The sequence below is a fragment of the Paraburkholderia aspalathi genome, from assembly GCF_900116445.1.
Classification (GTDB): Bacteria; Pseudomonadota; Gammaproteobacteria; order Burkholderiales; family Burkholderiaceae; genus Paraburkholderia; species Paraburkholderia aspalathi.
Genome location: NZ_FPBH01000001.1, coordinates 515,139 through 536,691 on the forward strand (window position 1 = coordinate 515,139; position 21,553 = coordinate 536,691).

The 21,553-nt window shown below is 59.6% G+C and carries 18 protein-coding genes and 2 pseudogenes; 14 read left to right on the forward strand and 6 right to left on the reverse strand.

Features of this window, described 5'->3' with window-relative positions; genetic code table 11:
- The first annotated feature begins 2 nt into the window (after positions 1-2).
- The 4 genes from BM438_RS02320 to BM438_RS02335 are packed head-to-tail and all read left to right on the forward strand — an operon-like array spanning position 3 to position 3,652.
- The gene (locus BM438_RS02320; RefSeq protein WP_093632782.1) at positions 3-1,448 is read left to right on the forward strand and encodes an aldehyde dehydrogenase (NADP(+)); all 1,446 of its coding nucleotides are present in this window, start codon (positions 3-5) and stop codon (positions 1,446-1,448) included.
- The gene (locus BM438_RS02325) at positions 1,445-1,738 is read left to right on the forward strand and encodes a Dabb family protein (RefSeq protein WP_093632697.1); all 294 of its coding nucleotides are present in this window, start codon (positions 1,445-1,447) and stop codon (positions 1,736-1,738) included. The genes BM438_RS02320 and BM438_RS02325 overlap by 4 nt, the downstream gene beginning before the upstream one ends.
- Before the next feature lie 19 nt (positions 1,739-1,757).
- Positions 1,758-2,558: an NAD-dependent epimerase/dehydratase family protein gene (locus BM438_RS02330; RefSeq protein ID WP_093632698.1), complete on the forward strand. Its 801-nt coding sequence runs from the start codon at positions 1,758-1,760 to the stop codon at positions 2,556-2,558.
- Complete coding sequence (locus BM438_RS02335) at positions 2,555-3,652, forward strand: mandelate racemase/muconate lactonizing enzyme family protein (RefSeq protein ID WP_093632699.1); 1,098 nt, start codon at positions 2,555-2,557, stop codon at positions 3,650-3,652. The genes BM438_RS02330 and BM438_RS02335 overlap by 4 nt, the downstream gene beginning before the upstream one ends.
- Positions 3,653-3,725: 73 nt before the next feature.
- On the opposite strand, the gene BM438_RS02340 is transcribed toward BM438_RS02335, so the two are convergent.
- The 3 genes from BM438_RS02340 to BM438_RS02350 form a co-directional block, all read right to left on the reverse strand.
- Positions 3,726-4,691: an alpha/beta hydrolase gene (locus BM438_RS02340; RefSeq protein WP_167378284.1), complete on the reverse strand. Its 966-nt coding sequence runs from the start codon at positions 4,689-4,691 to the stop codon at positions 3,726-3,728.
- A gap of 71 nt (positions 4,692-4,762) precedes the next feature.
- Complete coding sequence (locus tag BM438_RS02345) at positions 4,763-6,049, reverse strand: MFS transporter (protein ID WP_093632701.1); 1,287 nt, start codon at positions 6,047-6,049, stop codon at positions 4,763-4,765.
- Positions 6,050-6,241: 192 nt separating this feature from the next.
- Positions 6,242-7,405: a porin gene (locus BM438_RS02350; protein WP_093632702.1), complete on the reverse strand. Its 1,164-nt coding sequence runs from the start codon at positions 7,403-7,405 to the stop codon at positions 6,242-6,244.
- A gap of 336 nt (positions 7,406-7,741) precedes the next feature.
- Here BM438_RS02350 and BM438_RS02355 point away from each other — a divergent pair.
- The 4 genes and pseudogenes from BM438_RS02355 to dsdC form a co-directional block, all read left to right on the forward strand.
- Positions 7,742-7,996, forward strand: a pseudogene (locus tag BM438_RS02355) (ABC transporter substrate-binding protein); the annotation flags it as partial.
- 160 nt (positions 7,997-8,156) lie between these two features.
- Positions 8,157-8,591, forward strand: a pseudogene (locus tag BM438_RS02360) (LysR substrate-binding domain-containing protein); the annotation flags it as partial.
- A 775-nt stretch (positions 8,592-9,366) separates the two neighbouring features.
- On the forward strand, positions 9,367-10,719 hold the full coding sequence (dsdA, locus tag BM438_RS02365) for a D-serine ammonia-lyase (protein WP_093632703.1): 1,353 nt from the start codon (positions 9,367-9,369) through the stop codon (positions 10,717-10,719).
- A 96-nt stretch (positions 10,720-10,815) separates the two neighbouring features.
- Complete coding sequence (gene dsdC, locus BM438_RS02370; protein ID WP_093632704.1) at positions 10,816-11,751, forward strand: DNA-binding transcriptional regulator DsdC; 936 nt, start codon at positions 10,816-10,818, stop codon at positions 11,749-11,751.
- A 181-nt stretch (positions 11,752-11,932) separates the two neighbouring features.
- On the opposite strand, the gene BM438_RS02375 is transcribed toward dsdC, so the two are convergent.
- The 3 genes from BM438_RS02375 to BM438_RS02385 form a co-directional block, all read right to left on the reverse strand.
- On the reverse strand, positions 11,933-13,432 hold the full coding sequence (locus BM438_RS02375) for an aldehyde dehydrogenase (protein WP_093632705.1): 1,500 nt from the start codon (positions 13,430-13,432) through the stop codon (positions 11,933-11,935).
- Positions 13,433-13,460: 28 nt separating this feature from the next.
- Entirely contained in the window at positions 13,461-14,372 is a 912-nt protein-coding gene (locus tag BM438_RS02380) for a dihydrodipicolinate synthase family protein (protein WP_093632706.1), read from the reverse strand.
- Between the two features lie 446 nt (positions 14,373-14,818).
- A complete protein-coding gene (locus BM438_RS02385; protein WP_093632783.1) occupies positions 14,819-15,724 on the reverse strand; it encodes a LysR family transcriptional regulator in 906 nt (301 codons plus the stop codon).
- 280 nt (positions 15,725-16,004) lie between these two features.
- Between BM438_RS02385 and BM438_RS02390 the strand changes: the two genes are divergently transcribed.
- The 6 genes from BM438_RS02390 to BM438_RS02415 all read left to right on the forward strand — a co-directional run bounded on the left by BM438_RS02390 (position 16,005) and on the right by BM438_RS02415 (position 21,525).
- Positions 16,005-16,958 (forward strand): 3-hydroxyacyl-CoA dehydrogenase, encoded by a 954-nt coding sequence (locus BM438_RS02390; RefSeq protein WP_244179219.1) that lies wholly within the window; start codon positions 16,005-16,007, stop codon positions 16,956-16,958.
- A 68-nt stretch (positions 16,959-17,026) separates the two neighbouring features.
- Positions 17,027-18,316, forward strand: a complete 1,290-nt coding sequence (locus BM438_RS02395) for an NAD(P)/FAD-dependent oxidoreductase (RefSeq protein ID WP_093632707.1) — start codon at positions 17,027-17,029, stop codon at positions 18,314-18,316.
- A 32-nt stretch (positions 18,317-18,348) separates the two neighbouring features.
- Positions 18,349-19,380 carry a proline racemase family protein gene (locus BM438_RS02400; protein ID WP_093632708.1) on the forward strand — a complete coding sequence of 344 codons (1,032 nt, stop codon included), beginning with the start codon at positions 18,349-18,351 and terminating at the stop codon, positions 19,378-19,380.
- 35 nt (positions 19,381-19,415) lie between these two features.
- Positions 19,416-19,943, forward strand: coding sequence for a cupin domain-containing protein (locus BM438_RS02405; RefSeq protein WP_244179220.1), 528 nt, complete (start codon positions 19,416-19,418; stop codon positions 19,941-19,943).
- Positions 19,940-20,719: an alpha/beta fold hydrolase gene (locus BM438_RS02410; protein ID WP_093632709.1), complete on the forward strand. Its 780-nt coding sequence runs from the start codon at positions 19,940-19,942 to the stop codon at positions 20,717-20,719. The genes BM438_RS02405 and BM438_RS02410 overlap by 4 nt, the downstream gene beginning before the upstream one ends.
- Positions 20,716-21,525, forward strand: coding sequence for an aspartate dehydrogenase (locus BM438_RS02415; protein WP_093632710.1), 810 nt, complete (start codon positions 20,716-20,718; stop codon positions 21,523-21,525). The genes BM438_RS02410 and BM438_RS02415 overlap by 4 nt, the downstream gene beginning before the upstream one ends.
- The last annotated feature ends 28 nt before the right edge of the window (positions 21,526-21,553 follow it).

A 21,553-nucleotide genomic window follows, 5' to 3' on the forward strand; every position in this document is an offset into this window, starting at 1 on the left:
CCATGCTTGAAGCAGGAACCTCTAACTTCGCTGCCATCGATGCCGCCGTCGCGCGCTCATACGGAGCGCAAGTGGACTACGCTGCCGCGCCGCATGCGGTACGCAGCACTCTTCTGCGCGGTCTGGCCGACGCGCTAGGGCGCGACGCCGCGTCGCTCGTCGCGCTCGCCAACGAAGAGACGTCCCTCGGCGCCGGACGTCTAAACGGTGAACTCGCGCGTACTGCGTTCCAGCTGCGCGGATTCGCGGATCGCGTCGACGCAGGCATCGCCGCGCGCACCGTCGACGATGCAGCCGTTGCCGGCGCACCGCCCGCAGGCCGTCCGCATCTGACGCGCGTGTTCGCTCCGCTCGGTCCCGTCGCGATGTTCGCCGCGAGCAACTTCCCATTCGCGTTCTCGGTGCTGGGTGGCGACACGGCATCGGCGCTCGCAGCGGGTTGCGCTGTGATCGTCAAGCCGCATTCGGGCCATCCGGAGTTGTCGCGCCGTGTGCATGCGCTAGCGGCCGGTGTGCTGCGCGAGCAGGGTCTGCCCGAAGGCGTGATCGGCTTCGTCGAGGCGTCGCGCGAAGCCGCAGTGCACCTCGTGAGCCATCCCGACGTGGGCGCGGTGGCGTTCACCGGTTCGTATCAAGGCGGCGTGGCGTTGTGGAAAGCGGTGAATGCGCGTGCGCGCCCGATACCATTTTATGGCGAACTCGGTTCTATCAATCCGCTCGTCGTAACGCCGCAGGCGCTCACGCAAGACGTCGAAACACCCGCCGCCACGCTCGCGGCTTCGATCGCGCTCGGTTGCGGCCAGCTCTGCACCAGCCCCGGCGTGATCGTGGTTCGCGCCGACGGAACCGGCACGCGTTTCGTGGAAGCGCTCGCGCGCTCGCTCGCCGCTCAGAAGACCCACGCGATGCTCACGCTGGCGATGCACCGCGGCTTCGAGAGGGCAACTGAACACATTGCGGCGCAGCCCGGCGTAGTGACACGGCTTGCCGCGCAAGCTGGCTCCGACGACGCTGACCATGCGCCCACGCCGCGCCTCTTCGAGATCGACGCCCAGTCGTTCGTGACGAATGCCGCGTTGCATGAGGAAATGTTCGGCCCGGCCGCGCTGGTCGTGAGGGCTCGTCACGACGCAGATGTGCTCGACGTGCTGACGGTGGTGGAAGGTACGTTGACCGTCACGCTATGGGGCGCCGAGGCCGACACTCCCGCGAATCGCGCGCTCGCCGCGGCGGCACAGCGCATCGCAGGGCGTGTGCTGTTCCGCGGCGTGCCGACCGGCGTGGCTGTGTGCGACGCGCAGCAGCACGGCGGGCCGTGGCCCGCGTCGACGCAGCCGCAGACCACATCGGTCGGTTACGCCGCGATCGAGCGGTTTTTGCGGCCCGTCGCGTTGCAGGACGCGCCCGCCTGGGCGATCGACGCCAACCGTGGAGGAGCCACGGTATGATGCAGCACGTCGTGATGTTTCGTCGCTTGCCCCATATCGCCGAAGACGCGCAGCGCGAGGCAACGCTGGTCGACCGCATGCGCAACCTCGAAGGCGAAATCGACTTCATCCGTGCGTGGCGCGTTTCCGCGAATGAACTGGCGCGGCCGATCTGCTGGGACTATCTGCTCGAAGCGACGTTCGACGACTCGGAGGCGGTCGAGCGCTACCTGTCGCACCCCGCGCACCAGGCGCTCATCGCCGATCTGAAGACCTACTTCGAGTGGGTCGCATGCGATTACACCCGCTGAAACAGGACACTGTACTTCGATGAAAACCCTTCTGGTGACCGGCGCGGCCGGCGGCGTCGCGACCCGCGTGCGCCCGTGGCTGCGCGAGCATTACAACCTGCGCCTGCTCGACCTGCGCGAGGCCACCGACCTTGCGACTAACGAAACCGCGATCGTCGGCAGTATGACCGATCGGGAAGTGGTGCGGCGCGCGGCGCAAGGCGTCGACGGCATCTTGCATCTGGCGTGCGCTTATAGCCTCGACATCGACTTCGAGGCGACCCTTGATGCGAACTATCGCGCGCAGCTGTATCTGCTCGATGCGTGCGTCGAGTACGGCATCCGGCGCTTCGTGTTTGCAAGCAGCCATCATGTGCTCGGTCAGCATCGCGTTGACGGCTTCGCGGGCGACCATGCGAGCGTCGCGCCCGACGGTTTCTATGCGCTCAGCAAGGTGTTCGGCGAGGCCGCCTGCGCGCTTTACGCGCATCGTCACGGCATCAAGGCACTGTCGATCCGCATTGGCAATGCAGATGATCGAGTGAGCGACGGCCGCCGTCAGCACATCTGGGTAAGCGGGCGCGATCTCGCGCAACTCGTGCGTATCGGCTTCGAAAACGAAGACATCACGAGCGACGTCGTCTATGGCGTATCGCGCTGTCCCGCGCCGTTCTTCGACAACGCGCGCGCCGTCGCGCTCGGCTATGTGCCGCAGGATTCGGCGCTCGATAATCTGGCGCCTGATTTCGTCGCTCGTGACGCGATGCCGGCTTCAGCCGGGCCGGACTTCGTTGGCGGCCCTTACGTGCCGCAGCCGCTGACCGTAAAATCGCCGCGATGAAGATCCGCTCGGTCGAGACCCGGATCGTCGACATTCCGTTTGAAGACGGGCGCCATGCGCTCGGAGGCGTTGCTTCGGCGTGGAGGTCGCTGGAAACGGTGCTGGTTCGCGTCGAAGACACCGACGGCAACGTGGGCTGGGGCGAGGCGTTCGGCTATTTTGTCGCCGACGCCGTGCGCAGCCTGATCGACACGCGTGTGAAACCGCTGGCCGAAGGCGCGACGATCGAATCGATTGCCGAATGGACGCGGCAAACCCAGCGTCATTTGCATATCTTCGGCCGCTACGGCATCACCATGTTCGCGATTTCTGGCGTCGACATGGCCTTGTGGGATCTTGCCGCGAAACGCGCAAAGGTGCCGCTGTGGAAGCTGCTCGGTGGCGATGAACCCACGCGTCTATCGACGTATGCGAGCCTCGTGCGTTACGGCAACGGTGCGGCGACGGCGGCGATGTGCCGCCGCGCGCTTGATCAGGGTTATCGCGACATCAAGCTGCACGAGATAGATTTCGCGGTGATCGAAGCGGCGCACGCGGAGATCGCCGGCCGCGCCCCGGTCTCGGTCGACGTCAACTGCGCGTGGGACGATGCGCAAACGCTTCGCGCCATCGCGCGCATGCAGGAGCTGGGCGGATTTTCATGGGTCGAAGAGCCGATCTTCCCGCCCGAGGATTTCGCGCGTCTCGCGGGCCTGCGCCAGCACGGCGTGCCGATTGCAGCTGGCGAAAACTGGTGCACCGCCGTCCAGTTCGCGCAGGCGGTGCACGCCGGGGCCGTCGACTATCTGCAACCCAGCGTGACCAAGGTAGGTGGCATCACGGAGTTCATCGACATCGTCGCGCTCGCGCGCGATGCGAGGGTCGGTGTGCTTCCGCATAGTCCGTATTTCGGTCCGGGGTTCATTGCCACACTGCATCTCGCGACGGCGTATCAGGACATGTTGCAGGTCGAATACCATTACGTCGAACCCGCAGGCGAACTGATCGGCCTCGCGTCGATTCGCGACGGACATGTGTTCATACTGAACGATTCGCCGGGCCTTGGGCTTGCGCCTGACGAAACAGTCGTTGGACGGTTCGTTAGGCCTCGCTGAACACGGTACCTGATCTTTGCGCGGCCAGCAGATCAGCAGGTGAAAAAACGGCGGGCCGCGCGGCTCGCCGTTTTTACTCAGGCTGACGATACGGCGCGACGCCACGTCCGGTCAGAAAGGCTGCAATTCGGTCGTAGGCGATCGCCACTTCGGGCAGTTGCGTCGCGCGCAGTCCTGCATGGACGAGGCCGTCGCCGTGCCACACGTCGACCTCCACGCCCGATTCGCGCAGGCGGGCTGCATACTCGATGCACTGATCGCGCAACACGTCCTGCATCGCCACCATCATCAGCGTGGGCGGCAGGCGCGACAAATCACGGGATTCGAGCGGCATGGCGAGAGAAAGCCGCCGGTCGGATTCGTTCGGTAGATATAGTGCAATCGAATCGGCAAGGCCACGAGCGGAAAGCATGGGCGCTTGGGCGAATTGTTCCAGCGAGGCGAAAGTCTGGCTCGCGCTCACCACCGGATACATCAGCACTTGTGCCTGCGGTTGCGTCTGCGCCTCGGCATCGACACGATCGCGCAAGGCTATGCACAATGCGGCGGCTAGCGTGCCGCCCGCACTGTCACCGGCCACCGCGCGCCGCTCTGGGTCGATCTGAAGCGAGGTGGCCGCGTCGCCCAGCGCATCCCACACGGCAAGACCGTCGTCGAGTGGGGCAGGGAAGCGCGCTTCGGGCGCAAGCCGGTAATCGACGGCCACGATGGCCAGATCGGCGCGTTGCAACAACGCGTGAGCAAACCAGTCGTGCGTCGTATGACTCCCCACGGTCCAGCCGCCGCCATGGAACAGCACCAGCACCGCCCAGCCGTCGCGCGGCGCGCGACGGGCCGGCCGATAGCAACGCGTCATCACGCCACCGATCATCTGGTCGCTGACGACTAACCTATCCGGCGCGTGCGGTGTGAAATGCGCGCATTGACGCACGAAGGCAGCACGTCGGCCCGGCCAGTCGTCGGTCGCGCTCTGGAAGGTAGCGACGGTCCGGATGAACACACGCATACCTTCGCTGATTCCGGCTTCCGCTTCGTTCATAAAGTCCGTTAAACAAAATAGCGCATGACCCGACAGGACATGCGCATAAGACAAGCAGCGCGTGTGGGGCGTTAGCAGACCGAGGCCGGCTCGGGCTCCAGCGCGCGATCCGTGCCGTCGACGAACCATGCGAGAATCAGCGAGCCGACCAGCCCGACCGCTCCCGCGAGCACGAACGCGCTCGCATAGCTGCCGGTGGTCTGAATGAGCATGCCTGTAATTGCAGGTCCTACGATACCCGAGCAGTTCGCGAGCCCGTGCATGAACCCGCTCGCCGTGCCTACCTGATGGCGCGGCACGCTGTCCTGAATGATCGCCCAGTACGCGGGCGCCGCAAGCATCAGCAAGCCGATCGCTACCGTCATCACACCTACCGCCGTCCAGACCGAGTCGACCACGCCGGTCAGTGCAATGCACGCAGCCGCGATCAGAAGCGACGTCACCAGCACGACCTTGCGGGAGAACATGCGCTTGCCGGTGCGCCGATAAATCGCATCGATGAGAAAACCGCCTGAAAGAAAACCGATCGCGCCGGTGATCCACGGCAACGAGCTGACAAGACTCATGTCCTTGAGGCTGATATTCTTAGCATCGACGAGATAACTCGGGAACCACGTGATGAAGAAGAACAGGATGTAGTTGTAGCAGAAGAGCGAGATGCCGGTAGTCAGCACGGCGCGCGTGGTGATGACCTCGCGAATGGAGACCTTCTGGCCTGTCGGCGCTTTTACCGCTTCCTGACCGGACTCTATGTGTGAAAGCTCCGCCTTGTTCACGCGCGGATGCTGTGCCGGCGTTTCGGTGGCGAGGAAGCGCCAGGTGATCGCCCACGTGATGCCAAGCACGGCCATCACGAGAAACGCTGCCCGCCAGCCGAACGAAAGCGCGAGGAAGCCGACCACGGGGCCCGCGAGTGCGCCGCCGATTGGACCACCGGCCTGGCTGATGCCGGCGGCGGTCGCCCGTTCGCCGAGCGGAAACCACGTGTTCACGACCTTGTTGGCCGTCGATGCATTTGGTCCTTCGCCCATACCGAACGCAATGCGGACCAGAAGCATTGACCAGAAGCCGGAGACGGCGGCCGTCAGTCCACACGCAATGGACCAGCCGGCCATGGAGACGGTCAGCACGCGGCGTCCGCCAAATCGGTCGGCGAAGTAACCCCCGAGGAAGTTGAAGACCGCATAGCCGATCGAGAAGGCGCCGAAGATGATGCCTTTCTCGCCTGCCGTGAGATGAAAATCACGCGTGACGAACGGCATGGCAATCGACAACGCAGAACGGTCGATGTAGTTGATGACCGTGGCGAGCAGGAGCATCGCCAGAATGATCGTACGGTATTGTCCGCGGAATTTCATCGCTTCTTGTCTCCAAACTTTTTGTCGTGTCCGGCGCCACGCTTCGCGACGGCTTTGATGTTCATCGTACTGGTTGACCTGAACCGCGGGGCCTGCCGCCCGACGGATCCAAGGGCCTCATTCCCAGGCAGTGGAACTGGCCCGCAACGAGTTGCATCGGCTCGCGCCGTTGGGCGCAGCGGATAATTTCGATCAGAACTTGTGACGCAGCCCGACAACGGCACCAACCTGGCGGTTCGAGGACGACGCGGAAAGCGCCCACAGTTGCGCGACCGCGTTGCGGCCCGTGGAATCTCGCCCTGATGCCTGCTGCCCCATCACCATCGCGTACATGTCGGTTCGCTTCGAGAGGAAGTAGTCGAGCGAGACATCGGCTTCGTGATAAGTCACACGGCCTGAATCGCCGCCGTTCACTGGAGCGCCGTGGATGTACTGATACGAAGCGCCCAGTTTCAGCGAAGGCGTGAACGAGTAGCCCATCGCGACTTCCGCTGTATTGAATGACGCGGTCCCGCGATAGCCGTTCGAGTCGAGCGCGGCTATCGCGCCAAGGCCTTTGAAGCGCACGTTCGTATATGTGGCGGCGAGACTCCACGCGCCGGCCGTGTATCCCGTGGTGGCGGCGAAGGTTTCCAGGGAGCGCGCGGACGCATAGCCGGAAAAGACCCGGTATGACGACATGTTGGATGCGGTCGTGCTCGACGACGGGTTGTTGCCGTAGTACGAGAAGTTCGGATCGCGCGCGTTGAGATAGGCGAGGCCGAAGAATAACGGGCCACGCTTATACGACGTACCGAGCGACCACGCGCGATTGCGCTCGAAACTTCCCGCTACGCCTCCTGCGCTGAACAGCCCGCCGAACTTCAAACCGCCGTAATCCACGCTGGCAAACTTGACGACGTTATTCAGGCGGTAGTCGTTGCCGAGATTGTCGAACTCTGCCGGATGATTGATGAGCAGCGCCGTGCTCGCACGCGCGGGTTCAACATAGTCGACGATGGAATCGTATTGCCGCCCGAGGGTTACCGCTCCATAGGGGCTCGTCACTCCCACAAAAGCTTGCCGCCCGAACATGGAGTTGCCTTGTCCCATCGCGCCGGTCAACGGCGAGAAACCGCTTTCCAGCCGGAAGATGGCCTGGTAACCACCGCCGAGATCCTCGATCCCCGTCATACCCCAACGATTGCCCTGGTACCATCCGGCTTGCGTCGCGTACAGATGGGAGCCGCCGACATTGTTTGCGAAGATGAGGCCGGCGTCCAGTACGCCGTAGAGGGTCACGCTACTCTGAGCCTGAGCGCAGATCGGCAGTCCCAAAGCGAGGGCAAGAAAAACGGTGTTGCGTTGATTGCTCACGGCAGTCTCCAACTGTTCATTTGTAGTCCCAGCCGATCGTCGGCTGGTGATTCATGCTCAGCGCCGCTTTGTGCGGGCCGCAGAGCGACATACGCAGGGGAGCATGCTAGGGACAAGCGCGTGGGAAGGGTATGCAGCGTCGGACCTGCCCAGACAGCGATTTCCACACGTTGGAACTTCGAGGTCAATTCTTGTCCGTCGCGGGTTCCGGTCCAGGATGTAGGTGCCAGCGGGGGTTGACGCGCTACAGTTACAGTGCAGTTCCTTATCCAGACGGTGGACTGCTTATCCGCAATGTGCGGATGCCGACCTCCTCTTGGCAGGTCGCTTGTCGTCCATGCGCCGCTTGCCTGCGACGCCCCGCGAACCGGCGCGATTCGCCAGGTGGGAACCGTGAACGCGGGCTGGCCCGCGAGAGCGGATGTTGCGATTGCAAGGCGCAAGGGTAGCGGACTCGTCGACGGAGTGACACTCGCGACCAACGGTGTGAGCGCCAACAGTACTTACGCGCGCTCGCTCGCGCGCTGGGGGATTCAGGCCGAGGCGCTGAACCGTTCCGAAAGCAACCCGCCGGGCTTACCAAAATTCTGACCCAGCTCCAATGATCTTCCGTTCCGTCCATCCCGGTGCGCCGCTGCCGCGCGTACTGTTTCCCGTTCCGCGCCTCGCCGTCCGCGTGGTTCTGATCGGCGCACAGACGGCCGCACTGCTGCTGGGCGGCATCTCCGTCATGCGGCGCCTGCCGGCATGGATGCGCTATCGATGTGTCGCCACACCCGGTTTCGCGCGCGAACATTTCGCCGGTGGTCTGACCTTGCCGGACGTGCTCGAGGCCACCGCCATCCTGTTTGACCGCAAGGACGCCCTGCACGATGTGTTTTTCGGGCTGCGTCTCGGGGCGGCGGTCGGCCGGTACCCCCGACACTATTTTCCTTCGCCGACTGCGTTGCTCAATGCGATCCTGGACTAGCTCGGTTACGGGCAGGTCCCGGCCATGCAGGTGGAGCCGATGATCCGTGAGGGCAGGCTGGTGGCGCTCGCCCCCGAGCGTGACCTGATGATCGATCTGTACTGGCCTCACTGGGAGCAGGAGCCCGAGCCGCTCGCGACGATTAGCGCACTGGTTATGAATGCGGCGCGGCGGAGCCTGGTTCAGTCGGTTCCGACGGCAGCGCAAGCCGGTTGACGCAGCGTGGCGACTCGCCGACACGATTCTGTGCGTCCAATCTTCTGAGCGCCGTAAGCACGGCGCCCGTCATCGCCGGCATTTTTTACAGGGGCGGTAGCTGACCATGATGCTCGCCGCGCCCTCTGCGATCGAGTGATCCACGGCAGTGATCGCGTCCATTTGAAAATTGTCGTTACGCTCAACATGCTTCTGCGCGAAAAGATGTAGGGTGGCCGCTGGACGACGAGATCGTCCAGCGCGCGGTGGTAGGGACGGGGGCTGAATGTGATCTGCTGAGGACGACTTTCTCGGGTTCGGTCGCTTTCCGCCCAAGGGGTCGTTCGCTACCGCGCTAGCTCGGACATCCGGACGTCAATTCATGACCGCAAGCGGCCGCGTGGCTTCCTTTGTCTTGGTCAATACCTGTGTCAGGCGGCCGTATGTAACGGTTGGACCTCGTTCTCGGTGTCGATTGGCGCAAAGCCGCGCTCGCTGGACTATGACGTTGGAAGTTGCGGACGACAACGACCAGCGGAGCGAAAGATTCGCACGGTCCGACCATTACCGGCTGACTGTCTGTTCGTTGTCAGCGGAACAAAGCGTCGATGACGCGTCGATTTCATCACTGTCCGATGGTTGAGGCTTATTCATCCATCACTTGATGATCGATCTGTTGTCAGGGCCCCGATGTCATGTCAAATTGGCTCATCGGTGACACTCCGTTGAGGGCGGAAAGGGCCACTTCTCCTGCTTGTGACGACAGGAGTGTCATTTATTTGGAAACGAAGAAATTATGATCGCAGGCAAGTCTATTCATGATTGGCAGCAAACCCACCCATTGATTGCGGACCTCATCGCACTAAAGGAGACAGCATGGTTCAACCCTGCCGTGCTTCCTGCGGAACATGCGCTGGCTGACGTCGGGCTCACCGAGCAGGACAAAGACGCGGCCAGCGCGAGGCTTGACCGCTTCGCGCCATACATCGCACGTGTTTTTCCGGAAACTGAAAAAACGAAGGGATGCATCGAATCTCCACTGAAGTCGATCCCAAAATTGCAGATATTATTGGAGAGCCGCTACGGCTTCGAACTTCCGGGGAGCCTGTGGGTCAAGCTCGATAGCCACCTGCCGATCTCCGGGTCGATTAAGGCCCGAGGCGGGATTTATGAGGTTCTGAAGCATGCTGAAGATCTTGCAATCGCGAACAAAATACTCGACCTGGAGGACGACTATGCGAAGCTGGATAACAATGAAGCCCGCGCCTTCTTCAGCAACTACAGAATTGCCGTTGGTTCGACGGGTAACTTGGGCCTATCGATCGGCATCGTTGGAGCAACACTCGGCTTTGAAGTGACCGTTCATATGTCGTCGGATGCGCGACAGTGGAAGAAGGATCGGTTGCGTGAGCACGGCGTCATAGTTGTTGAGCACGCTTCTGACTACAGTGCGGCGGTCGAAGAAGGTCGAAGACAGGCAATGCAGGACTCGAAGTGTCACTTCATCGACGACGAGAACTCTAAAAATCTCTTTCTCGGATACGCCGTCGCAGCGGATCGACTCAAGCAGCAACTAGCGTCGGCCGGGGTGCTCGTCGATAGAGACCATCCACTGTTTGTGTATCTTCCATGCGGCGTCGGAGGAGGCCCGGGAGGCGTCGCATTCGGGCTTAAATTGGCGTTTGGGGACTCAGTACATTGTGTCTTCGCCGAGCCGACCCATTCTCCCTGCATGTTTCTCGGCGTGTATAGCGGCCTGCACGACGCGATATCAGTGCAAGACGTCGGTATCGATAACGTCACTGCGGCTGATGGCCTGGCGGTGGGGCGCCCTTCAGGCTTTGTCGGTAAAGCGATGCAACGCCTTGTCGATGGATACTATACTGTGAGCGACGACGAGCTCTACGCCCTTCTGGCTCTGTTCGACCGGGCAGAAGGTCTCCGACTCGAGCCGTCTGCGCTGGCTGGCGCGCCGGGTATTGCACGAATCCTCTCTCGGGACCAAGACGCTTACCGTACGCGGATGCAGCTGACCCCAAGCGTTTTGCAGAGCGCCACGCACCTTGTATGGGCGACTGGTGGCAGCATGGTGCCGGAGACGGAGATGAACGCTTATCTGTCGCGCGGGAAGGCCATCCTGGCCGCGTAATCATTCATGTCCGCTACGAAATGGTAGCGGTTCTCTAACCGCCTTCGCTGTGAAGGTAACGCAAGTCTGATCGGCGCGTACACTAAACGCATATCAATGTATAACCTGCCGCCGAGGATTGCCGATCGCCTTGACAGTGGGCAATTTGCGAATCTCCACACATTTCTGATCGTGGCTCGCTACAAGAGCTTTTCACGCGCGGCAGATGAATTGTGCTTAACCACGAGTGCTGTCAGCCATCGAATCAAGCGCCTTGAGATCGCGCTTGGCAGGAGTCTGTTTATCAGACTCACCCGAAAAATCGCCCTGACAGCCGAGGGTGAGCGCCTCTTTCTGATTCTGCAACGAACGATGGGTGAACTTGCCGACGCGCTTGAACCAGCGAGCGAAGAACGTGTTGAGGGGCGCATTACAGTTTATGCCCGTCCTTCAGTCGCAGCCTGCTGGCTTGTGCCTCAATTGGCGGGTTTCTCCGACAAGTATCCGGGAGTTTCAGTTGACCTCAGGGTTGGCAATGAGGCGCTCGATTTCCGATCGCAAAACATTGATCTGGCCATTGACTATTCGCACGGACCGTTCCCCGGCCTAGTTAGTCATAGGCTAATGGATGAGAGCACGGCACCCGTATGCAGCCCAGAGTATGCAGAGGCGCACGCTTTGATCGGGCGACCCTTGAACATCGTTCAATGCATTCTGCTCCACGATTCACTGGCCTGGAACCACGCATCGCATGATGCAGAATGGGCACTTTGGTGCACCCAGAACATTCCAGGCACAGTCTTGCCACACCGGACATACACGTTTGACCGGTCCGATCTATGCATCGTCGCCGCAGTCAACCACCTCGGCATTGCCATGGGACGACGGCACCTGGTTCAAAGCCACATCGATAATGGCGGACTTGTTTTGCCTTTCGGATCGTTTTCGCAATCCGGTCCATATAGTTATTATGTTGTGCACCAAGAGGGTGTGTTGCCTCGACGGACTGCGGTGTTTTTGGCATGGCTACGCAGAATCAGCCATAACGAATGATGCTTTCAAACTTTTGAACGGTAAAGAGCCGCTCCGGTGCAAGGCTAGATGCCGGCGGAGAAAACCTCGCCAGGTCTCGCGGTCGAGCAGAAGACAAGGATGTCGGTCGTGTGCCACCAGGGGTGCCTATCGTGCGACCTGCATTTGGGGATGCCTGGCCTGGGCATCCCCGTTCGCTCGTTCAGTGCAGTTGAATCCAGATGGACTTCGTTTGGAGATACTGGTCGTGTGCTGCGATACCCTTATCGCGCCCGCCAAAACCCGACTGTTTGTAGCCACCGAATGGCACACCCATGTCGCCTTCCGAGAAGCAATTGACCGAGACGGTCCCCGCCTTGAGTGCCCGGGCAACCTTGTGGGCGACGTGAAGGTTATCCGTGTACAGCGATGAGGCGAGACCATAGTTCGTGTCGTTTGCAACACGAACGGCTTCGTCTGCATCAGCCACTTCAATCACGGACAGGACGGGTCCGAAAATCTCTTCCTGCGCGATTCGCATATCATTGCGCACACCGTCGAAAATTGTCGGCTCGACAAAGAAGCCGCCTGTATCCGTCAGCGCCCGTTGTCCGCCTAGCAGCACCCGGGCTCCGCCTTCCCGGCCAGCATCAATATAGGAGAGCACGCGTTTCATGTGTGCCTCTTCAATCATCGCCCCTACCCGCGTAGACGGATCGAGCGGATTACCGACAGTCCATTCTTGAAAGGTTTGCGTGAGTGTATCGAGCAGCCGATCCTTGACTCCTTTCTGCACGATGAGCCGAGAGCCCGCGCTGCAATTCTCACCCTGGCAGAACAGAATGCCGGTAGCTATCTGGTTAGCAACCGCCTTAAGGTCACCCACATCCTCCATGACAATCGCCGGACTTTTCCCGCCGAGTTCAAGCACTACCCGCTTTATATTCGATTCGGCAGCGTAACGCAGGAAATATCGGCCGACCTCGCCGGATCCGGTGAAGCTCACGCAATCAACGTCCATGTGGCGACCGATTGCCTGACCTGCAGTTTCGCCGAATCCCGGGACAACGTTGAGCACCCCATTCGGCAGACCTGCTTCAGCAGCGAGCGCGGCGAGCTTGATCGCCGTAAGCGACGTTTGTTCGGCGGGCTTGATGACAATCGAGTTGCCACCAGCGAGAGCCGGGGCAAGCTTCCACATTGCAACGAAAATGGGGAAGTTCCACGGTAGCACGGCGCCCACGACCCCGATCGGCTCTCGCACGATCATCGAAACCACGTCCGCCGACGTCGGCGATACCTGGTCGTAAATCTTGTCGATGGCCTCCGCATGCCATCGTAACGTCTCAATAGCGTCCGGCACGTCCACAGAGCGCGCGTCGGAGATTGGCTTGCCATTGTCAAGAACCTCCAGTAGCGCAAGTTCTTCAGTCTCTCGCTCCATCAAATCAGCGAAGCGAAGCAGTATCTTCTTCCGGGCCTTTGGCGGCATGGCAGACCAGACGCCGCTGTCGAAGGAGCGGCGCGCGGCGATCACCGCAAGATCAACGTCGGCGGCATCACACTCTGCCACTTGCGCGAGTTCCTTGCCGGTAGCAGGGTTGATCGTAGCGAATGTCTTTCCGGAACGCGCGGATACAAACCGGCCGTCAATGAAGGCGCGGGTTTCGGGCTTGAGCTTCGCGGCAGCGGCCGTGAACTCAGAAAGGGTGAACTGTTGCATCCTGGACTCTCCTTTGTCGACGATGGCTTTAGTCGGCTAGCTGTACGATGTTTGCAGCCTTGAAGGCCTCGTATTTCTCGAGGAAGTTAGCCTTTTCCGAGTTAGTCAGGCCGAGGAGCGGGGCGCGGACCTCGCCTACCGGGAATCCTGCCAGTTCAGTACCGTATTTCACGTACTGGTTGAATTTGCCACCCTGTTCCAAGATGTAGGTGAGGGGCATGAGCGCCGACATCATCTTATGTGCGAGATTGAAATCGCGCTTGACGACCGCGACTTTATAGATCGCCACATGCTCGGCTGGCAGGAAGTTCGAAGCGCCGGATATCCAGCTTCGCGCACCCCATAGAAACGCATCAAGCGCCTGGTCGTCCGCGCCGACCACGCGTTGAAGTTCCGGGAAATTCAAGACATGTTCGATCATTCGCGCGAACGATCCGCTCGATTCTTTGATCCCGTTGATATTCTTCAGATCTCCGATGCCTGCGAGGAATTCAGCATCCAGGTCAACACCGGTGCGTGCAGGGAAGTTGTACAGGATGATCCCAAGTTCCGTCGCCTCAGCGATGCGACGGAAATGGGCAATCAGTTCCTGAGTGCTGGGCAGGGAATAGGGAGGGGCAGCCAGCATGACAGCCTGATAACCGAGCTTGGCGGCCAGGTTGTTGAGGGCCAGCGTGTCATCCTGTCGCATCGAATTAGTTCCAGCGATCAGCTGTGCTTTCTTGCCGGCTCGTTCAGCAACAAATTCCAAAACCTTCTCGCGCTCTGACAGCGACTGCGCGTAATACTCGCCTGTGGAGCCTCCCTCAAGCAGCGCTGTGATGCCGTTCGATAGCAGGAAGTCGATGTGGCGACTGAGAGTCGAGAAATCAACGGCACCATTCTTGTCGAATGGCGTGGTAAGTACGGTGATAATGCCTTCGTAATTTGGGAGAGACATGAGGGCTCCAGTCTTGACGGAAAAGTGGCGAATCATCCGCTGATGTTTCGCCGTGGGATGGACGTTCGGTTGGGAAAGAGGCGATGTGGACCTGCAATGCTGTCGTGGCGGTCCGCTGGTTCGGGAACCACACGTCTTTGAGCGCGAGGCCGGATTTGACGATCCTCATGCAGGTCTGTTGATTACCACGTTGGCATTTCGTTTTCCTAATGGAAATCCATGGGGAAGCGTTCGCGACTCTTCCCATATCGCCCGGCTAGTGCGTCTGTTCGCAATCGCAAGTTCAGCGACGACAAGTAACAGTTGTGCGAAGCTGCGGCAGCGCGAGTCTAGTGTTCAGATCCATGCTGCTGATTGTAGATAGCGGAAAGATTACGAACAATTGCCATTTTTTGTTTTAAATTCGTGAAAAAATCCGCGTAATTGCTCCCGCCAGACTGGCACGTTCAGCGCATCCAGGGAGGCATGGGGTCGAATTTCTCGAGCAGATAGTCCACCAGAACCCGACACTTCAATGACCGGTTGTCGGTTGTCATGTAGACGAGGTAAATTGAGCGCCCGTCGTCCGGGGCGTAATCCGCGAGCAGCCGCACCAGGCGGCCTTCCCGAACGTCTTGCTCCACGAGAAATTGCGGGATGCGAGCAATGCCGACCCCGGCAAGGGCAGCCGAATGGATCGCCGTTCCGACGCTCCCCAGGTTTCCCTTCACCCAGACAGAGAAGCGACGTTGGTCCTCACGAAACATCCACTCCGCTTGTGTGATACCCCGTCCGTCCATGGTTAGGCAATTGTGCCGCCCAAGATTTTCTGGCCTGTCCGGCTTCCCGTTCTTTTCCAGATATGCTGGCGACGCGCAGATTACCAGGGGATTGGCCGCAAGTTTGATGCTCAAATGATCTTCAGAGGGCGCGAGGCCCGAGCGGAACGCGAGGTCGACGCTCCGGTCGTCCGGTTCAATTGGCACGTCCCCAACAACAATCTCCACTTGAAGGTCTGGATACCTGGCAAGAAACTCCGGCATGAGCGGCACAAGCTGCCTGTCGACAAATCCTGCGGCGGCTCGGATACGCAGGACGCCGTGCGGGACCTGAGGCCTCTGTGCAGTGGCCGCTTCAGCCGCCTCGATTTGTTCGACCATGGATTTGATTTTCGAATAGAAGAATTCGCCCTGTGCGGTCAGGGAGAGCCGCCGCGTTGATCGAACAAAGAGCTTGGTACCCAATCGATCTTCCATCCGCGAGATTACGCGGCTGACACCAGAGGGTGTCAGGCGGCATTTCTCTGCTGCTGACACGAAATTGCCGTGAGCGACCACTGCCGTGAACACATAAAGCTCGCTACTCTTATCCATCTGCGCTCCAAGATCCTGCCCTGTTTTGAAAACAGCTTTGATTGCCGACATATTTTCAGGAATATAAGTCAAAAAACAGGAATTGTTTGCAAAATTTCTGCTATCTACAATTCAGTTCAATGTTCGACCGTTTGTGCAGGAGGTATGCGCTCTCTTCCTGGGCCTTTGGCTCGAGTGTTTAACGCCGACGGCGATAGAGGTCAGGCTTCGCGCTCCGTCGGTCCGCAGCTCGCTTCTCAACGGTCACATAACGCGATACCGTTCTTACTTTTTTGCAGCCATGCAAGTGACCAAGCAAACATTGACTGTTGGGATTGTCGGCGCGGGCATCATAGGGTGTTCATGGGCAACGGTCTGGGCGCGTGCCGGACACCGCGTTGCGATTTTCGATTCGAACGCCGCTGTGCTTGAACGCGTCTTTGAGCACCTGACGCGGCACATACGTGACAGCGAGCGCGTTGGACAGGAGTTCCACCCTGGCCTGGAGTCGCGCGTGACATTGCACCTCGAATTGAAAGATGCAGTGGCACACGCGGATTTCGTACAGGAGTCGGTGGCTGAAGACCTGGAAATCAAGCGGGATCTGTTTCAGCGATTGGATCGCCTGACCCGGCCTGAAGCAATTCTCGCAAGTTCGACGTCGGCAATCCCGATGTCGAAGTTCACAGAAGACCTGGAACGGAGGCAACGTTGTTTGATCGTTCACCCGGCGACGCCTCCTCACACCCTACCGGCGACGGAGGTTGTACCCGCGCCATGGACGGATCGTGCCGTGGTTGAACGGACCCTAGGGTTGCTAAAAGACGTGGGCCAATCTCCGGTGCTGGTGAAGAACGAACATCCAGGCTTTGCAATGAACCGCTTGCAGGGAGCGTTGCTTATCGAGATGTTCCGACTGATCGAGGCCGGTGTCATCACTGCCTCTGATGCCGACACGCTGGTCACCGACGGTTTCGCCCTCAGGTGGGCCGTGTTGGGACCGATCGAAGCAATAGATCTCAACGCTGACGGAGGCATTGAAGAATATCTAGGTCGGTATGGTGATATCTACGACCGTATGGCTCAGGAAAAGCATGAAACGGGGCGGCTCATGGCCCCTTCGCTGGTTGATGGACTTGTCAAACAACTACGCGAGCAACTACCACTCGAGCAGATCGACATCAAGAGGTCGTGGCGCGATCAACGGATCGCGATGCTAAAGCGGCTTCTGACGAAAAAGGGCAACGACGCATAACTGCGCAACCCGCTCGGCAAATGCTGAATCTGAGCCGGCTGCTCCGACAAGAAACTTGGGACTTATAGATGAGCGTTGTAAATGATTCTCTGCCTGCGAAGGCCATTGACCAGGGCCTGGTCGGCACCATAGCTGTCATTGGCGGTGGCGTGGTCGGCGTCTGCTGCGCCCTCTATCTCCAACGGAGCGGTTACAAGGTCACGCTGTTCGATCCCGCGAAAGCGGGCGAGAGCACCGGAAAATGGAGTTGCGGACAACTGGCGGTCGGAGAGGTCATGCCCCTTTCGAAGCCGGGCATCCTGAAGAAAATCCCGGGTTGGTTGATGGATCAGGAGGGACCGCTCGCACTGAGGCCACTTGCTCTTCCTCAGATGTTGCCATGGATGATTCGCTTTCTTTTGTGCGGCCGGCAGTCGCGACTTGTCGAGATATCTCGCGATCTTGCGTCGCTCACCCGGCGGGTATTGGAAGATTATCGGCCGCTTCTTGACGCGTGCTCCAGCGAGGCGCTGCTCACCCAACGCCCGGTGATGCAGGTTTTTGACAGTGCGAAGGGCCTTGAGCAGGACTTGCATCAGGCAGACCTGCCGCGCTCGCTCGGCTTTGCTTTCGAGAAGCTCAGCGCAGGGGAGATCGGCGAGCTAGAACCAACGCTTGCTGGCAAGTTTTCGCACGGCATCCTCCTGTCAGACTGGCGTTTCGTGACCGACACGGAGAGATTCATCGTGGCGCTCACTGAAAGCTTCGTGTCGCTCGGGGGACGTCGGTTGCAGGCGGGAGCGAATCGGATCAATGAGGAAAACGGCCGGGCGACGGGTGTCCAGCTTTCCAATGGCGAGTCCGTTGCAGCCGACCACGTCGTTGTAGCCGCAGGTGTTGGATCACGAAAATTCTTCCCTCAGCTGGACGTCAACATTCCACTTGAGGGCGTAGCGGGCTACCAGGTGCTTCTCAAAGACCCGGGCATCGCGCTCAGGCATTCCGTGATCTATGCAGATGGTGGCTTCTGTCTGGCGCCGATGACCCGTGGCTTGCAGGTCGGAGGCACGATTGAATTCGCGCAACGAAGTGCCGCCCCCAACTTTCACCGGGCACAGATCATTCTTGACAAGACGAAAAGGATCTTTCCGGAACTACAAACCCAGGAACAGGAACTCGGTGTTGGGTATCGCCCCTTGCTACCCGATACCAAGCCGGTCATTGATCGAACGCGCAAGCTGCCGAACGTGATACTCGCAACCGGGCATGGACAACTCGGGCTGACGCTCGCAGCGACAACCGGCAGGCTGGTCACCGATCTGGTGTCGGGAACAACCCCCCCGGTCGATCTGGCTCCGTTCAGTGCGTACCGGTTCTGACCGGAACGAAAATCAACATCTGGAGGTCACTCATGCGCTGGAAAAAGACATTGCAGGTAGTTGGCGTCCACGCCGAAGGTGAAATTGGCAAGGTCATTACGGGAGGAGTCGGAAAAATTCCGGGTGACACCGTTCTCGACAAGATGAACTACATCAATGAGGTGGACGACAGCCTTCGCCGACTCGTCGTGTTTGAACCACGAGGTGCGCTCGCAATGTCGTTCAATCTACTGCTCCCGCCAACCCGGCCCGAAGCGCATGCGGGCTTCTTTGTGATGCAAGCCGATAAGGCGCATCCAATGTCGGGCAGCAACTCGATCTGCGTGGTCACAGCTCTGCTGGAGCTAGGCATCGTTCCAATGCAGGAGCCAGAAACGACAGTCGTGCTCGATACGGCGGTCGGGCTTGTGACGGCGCGTGCGCGTTGTAGCAATGGACGCTGCGAAAGCGTATCGCTGGAAATGATGCCAGCTTTCGTTGAGCTACTCGACCTTGAGATCGAGACGCCCGAGTTCGGGAAGATCAAGGTCGACATTGCGTTCGGCGGTGTCTACTACGCGCTCATCGACGTCGAACAGGTCGGAATGGCCATTAACGCAGAAAACGCACGTCGATTGGCTGATCTTGGTGTGAAGCTTGCGGACATCGTGAACGGACTGGTTCGCGTCCAGCATCCGCTTTATCCGGCAATCAACAAGATCGCATACGTGATGTTCCGCAATCGTGTTGCCAGCGACGTCTATCAGACCTGTACGACTCTGGTGCCAGGACGAATCGACCGTTCACCTTGCGGAACCGGTAGCTCCGCTAACCTGGCCACGCTGGCTGCCCGCGGTTTGGCCGATGTTGGCAGTCGCCTGGTTTCGCGGTCCGCGATCGGAAGCGAATTCAAGGTGGAAATGCTCGGGCGAACCGAGATAGGCGGACGGCCGGCGGTACTTCCAAGGATCGAAGGACGGGGCTGGGTATTCAGCGTGGAACAGCTCGGCGTGGATCCGACCGACCCGTTCGGCAATGGGTTTATGGTCAGCGACACGTGGGGTGAGGGGTTCCCTCAGGGCTAACGTAAGTCGTTGTTGAGCCAATTGAAGGAGGACACATGAGTATGCCTGACCCAAAGAAAAGCATCAGAGGCGAAAACTTTCTGATCACGCGCCCTGAGGACGCGGAGAGCTACTGGCAGCCACTTCCAGCAAATGGATTCGTGGCGGTCCACGTCGCGCCGCATCTAACCAGGATGGACGCGCCAATGGCAGCAGGCACGCAAACGCTCGGCAAAGGCTCGTACGTGCGAGATCATAGCCACGATAAAAACGAAGAAGTGCTTCACTTTTTGCGCGGCAAGGGCAAGGTGGTCATTGACGGAACCGCGACCTATGAAATTACCCCCGGTACGACGCTTTTCCTCGGGAAAGGGTGTACGCACACCTTCATCAACGAAAGCGAGACTGAAGAGATGCACTGGGTCTGGTTCATGAACCCAGCCGGACTCGAATCGTTTTTCAGGCAGATTGGCCGTCCCCGGGTTGATGGCGAACCGCAGCCGGAACCTTTTCCGAGGCCCACGAACGTTGCCGAGATCGAAGCAAACACGGTTTTTGCCGCACCGAAAAAGGAACGGGAATGAGATCGTTCCTGACCGATGCCGGAGTGGCAGGCGCGACCGCCGGGAATGGCTCAGCGATACTCTTCATCTCCGGTCTCGGCGGACGCGGCACCTTCTGGCATCGGGTTATGGATATCCTTTCCCCGGATTATCAAACGATCACTTTTGATCATCCAGGAGTTGGCGCCAGCGAGCGGGTTGATGAACAAAGCATTCCCAACGTCGTCGCTGCGGCGTTAGACGTGCTCGACACCCTCGGAATTGATCGAGCCACGATCGTGGGCCATTCGACGGGAAGCCTTGTAGCCCAGGCGATCGCACTGGAGTTCCCACAGCGCTGCGTGCAACTGGTGCTGAGTGGCGGATGGGCTCGCCCGGACGGAAGATTTCGTGACTGCTTCATCTTGCGCAAACAGGTGCTCATGAAGGCAGGAAGCGTCGCTTACGACCTGCTATCCGATCTCCTCGGCTATCCCAACGCTTGGTACAACAGCGCGATCGCACGATCACAGCAGCCGGAATTCGATGGGCCGCATCAGACAGATGATGCGATCGTGGCGGATCGGATTGACATGCTTTTGCATTATTCGCGTAGCGATGAGTTACACCGGCTTGACCTACGAACGCTGGTCATTGGGGCGCGCGATGACATGGTGGTGCCGATTGAACATAGCAGGGAGCTTTCGTCACTTATCCGGGGCTCGGTGCTGGTCGAGATGGACGGCGGTCACTTCTTTCCGAAGGTCGAAACGAGCAAATACGCTCGTCACCTTCTCCAGTTTGTAGGTCAAACATGAGAGATAGTCGCTTTTTTCGCGTCGCCGTGATTGGCGCGGGTGCGATCGGTCAGAGCTTTGCCGCGTCCCTGTTCAAGGAACACATCGATGAGATCTCCTTCCTTGATTTGCGCGAGACGCCCGGGTTTCTGACGGATGAACGATACGGCCGGTTAAGCCGTATTCATGAACTGGTCGCTTGGCGCCCGGACGTAGTAGTCGAATGCGCCGGCCATAACGCCGTGGCAACAATCGTTCCACAGGTGCTAAGGGAAGGATTCGATGTGGTTCTCTCATCAGTCGGGGCGCTCGCGACACCGGACGTCCGTGCCTCGCTCAGTAGTAGTGCCCGTGTGGGCGGCTCGCGCCTGATTCCGATCGCTGGGGCCGTCGGCGGCATCGACGCACTGTCCGCCGCCGCGCGAAGCGGACTTGATGTGGTGACATACACGGGCCGGAAACCTCCGATAGCTTGGAGCGGAACGGCGGCAGCGCAGGAAGTCAACCTTGACGAACTGACAAGTCCACAGGTTATTTTCGCCGGTACAGCAGAAGAAGCTGCGATCAAGTATCCAGCGAACGCAAACGTCGCCGCCGCCGTTGCTATACATGGATTGGGCTTCGAGAAGACGACCGTAACGCTGATTGCTGATCCTACAATTCGATTGAACTGCCATGAAATCTACGCGAAGAGTAAAAGCGGCGAACTGCGAATCAGCATGTCGAATGAGCCATCGCCTGGAAATCCAAAGACGTCATGGCTCGCTGCACTGAGCCTGCAGCAAACTGTAGTCAACAAGGTGTTGGGCGTGCAATGGGTTACTTAGTGCGAGCCGAAGGGGAAATTTAGGTAAT

Excerpts from the sequence above, each read along its gene's own strand:
- BM438_RS02320 (WP_093632782.1), top strand. The coding sequence starts at position 3 with ATGCTTGAAGCAGGAACCTCTAACTTCGCTGCCATCGATGCCGCCGTC.
- BM438_RS02325 (WP_093632697.1), top strand. The coding sequence starts at position 1,445 with ATGATGCAGCACGTCGTGATGTTTCGTCGCTTGCCCCATATCGCCGAA.
- BM438_RS02330 (WP_093632698.1), top strand. The coding sequence starts at position 1,758 with ATGAAAACCCTTCTGGTGACCGGCGCGGCCGGCGGCGTCGCGACCCGC.
- BM438_RS02335 (WP_093632699.1), top strand. The coding sequence starts at position 2,555 with ATGAAGATCCGCTCGGTCGAGACCCGGATCGTCGACATTCCGTTTGAA.
- BM438_RS02340 (WP_167378284.1), bottom strand. The coding sequence starts at position 4,691 with ATGAACGAAGCGGAAGCCGGAATCAGCGAAGGTATGCGTGTGTTCATC.
- BM438_RS02345 (WP_093632701.1), bottom strand. The coding sequence starts at position 6,049 with ATGAAATTCCGCGGACAATACCGTACGATCATTCTGGCGATGCTCCTG.
- dsdA (WP_093632703.1), top strand. The coding sequence starts at position 9,367 with ATGATCGCAGGCAAGTCTATTCATGATTGGCAGCAAACCCACCCATTG.
- dsdC (WP_093632704.1), top strand. The coding sequence starts at position 10,816 with ATGTATAACCTGCCGCCGAGGATTGCCGATCGCCTTGACAGTGGGCAA.
- BM438_RS02375 (WP_093632705.1), bottom strand. The coding sequence starts at position 13,432 with ATGCAACAGTTCACCCTTTCTGAGTTCACGGCCGCTGCCGCGAAGCTC.
- BM438_RS02380 (WP_093632706.1), bottom strand. The coding sequence starts at position 14,372 with ATGTCTCTCCCAAATTACGAAGGCATTATCACCGTACTTACCACGCCA.
- BM438_RS02385 (WP_093632783.1), bottom strand. The coding sequence starts at position 15,724 with ATGGATAAGAGTAGCGAGCTTTATGTGTTCACGGCAGTGGTCGCTCAC.
- BM438_RS02390 (WP_244179219.1), top strand. The coding sequence starts at position 16,005 with ATGCAAGTGACCAAGCAAACATTGACTGTTGGGATTGTCGGCGCGGGC.
- BM438_RS02395 (WP_093632707.1), top strand. The coding sequence starts at position 17,027 with ATGAGCGTTGTAAATGATTCTCTGCCTGCGAAGGCCATTGACCAGGGC.
- BM438_RS02400 (WP_093632708.1), top strand. The coding sequence starts at position 18,349 with ATGCGCTGGAAAAAGACATTGCAGGTAGTTGGCGTCCACGCCGAAGGT.
- BM438_RS02405 (WP_244179220.1), top strand. The coding sequence starts at position 19,416 with ATGAGTATGCCTGACCCAAAGAAAAGCATCAGAGGCGAAAACTTTCTG.
- BM438_RS02410 (WP_093632709.1), top strand. The coding sequence starts at position 19,940 with ATGAGATCGTTCCTGACCGATGCCGGAGTGGCAGGCGCGACCGCCGGG.
- BM438_RS02415 (WP_093632710.1), top strand. The coding sequence starts at position 20,716 with ATGAGAGATAGTCGCTTTTTTCGCGTCGCCGTGATTGGCGCGGGTGCG.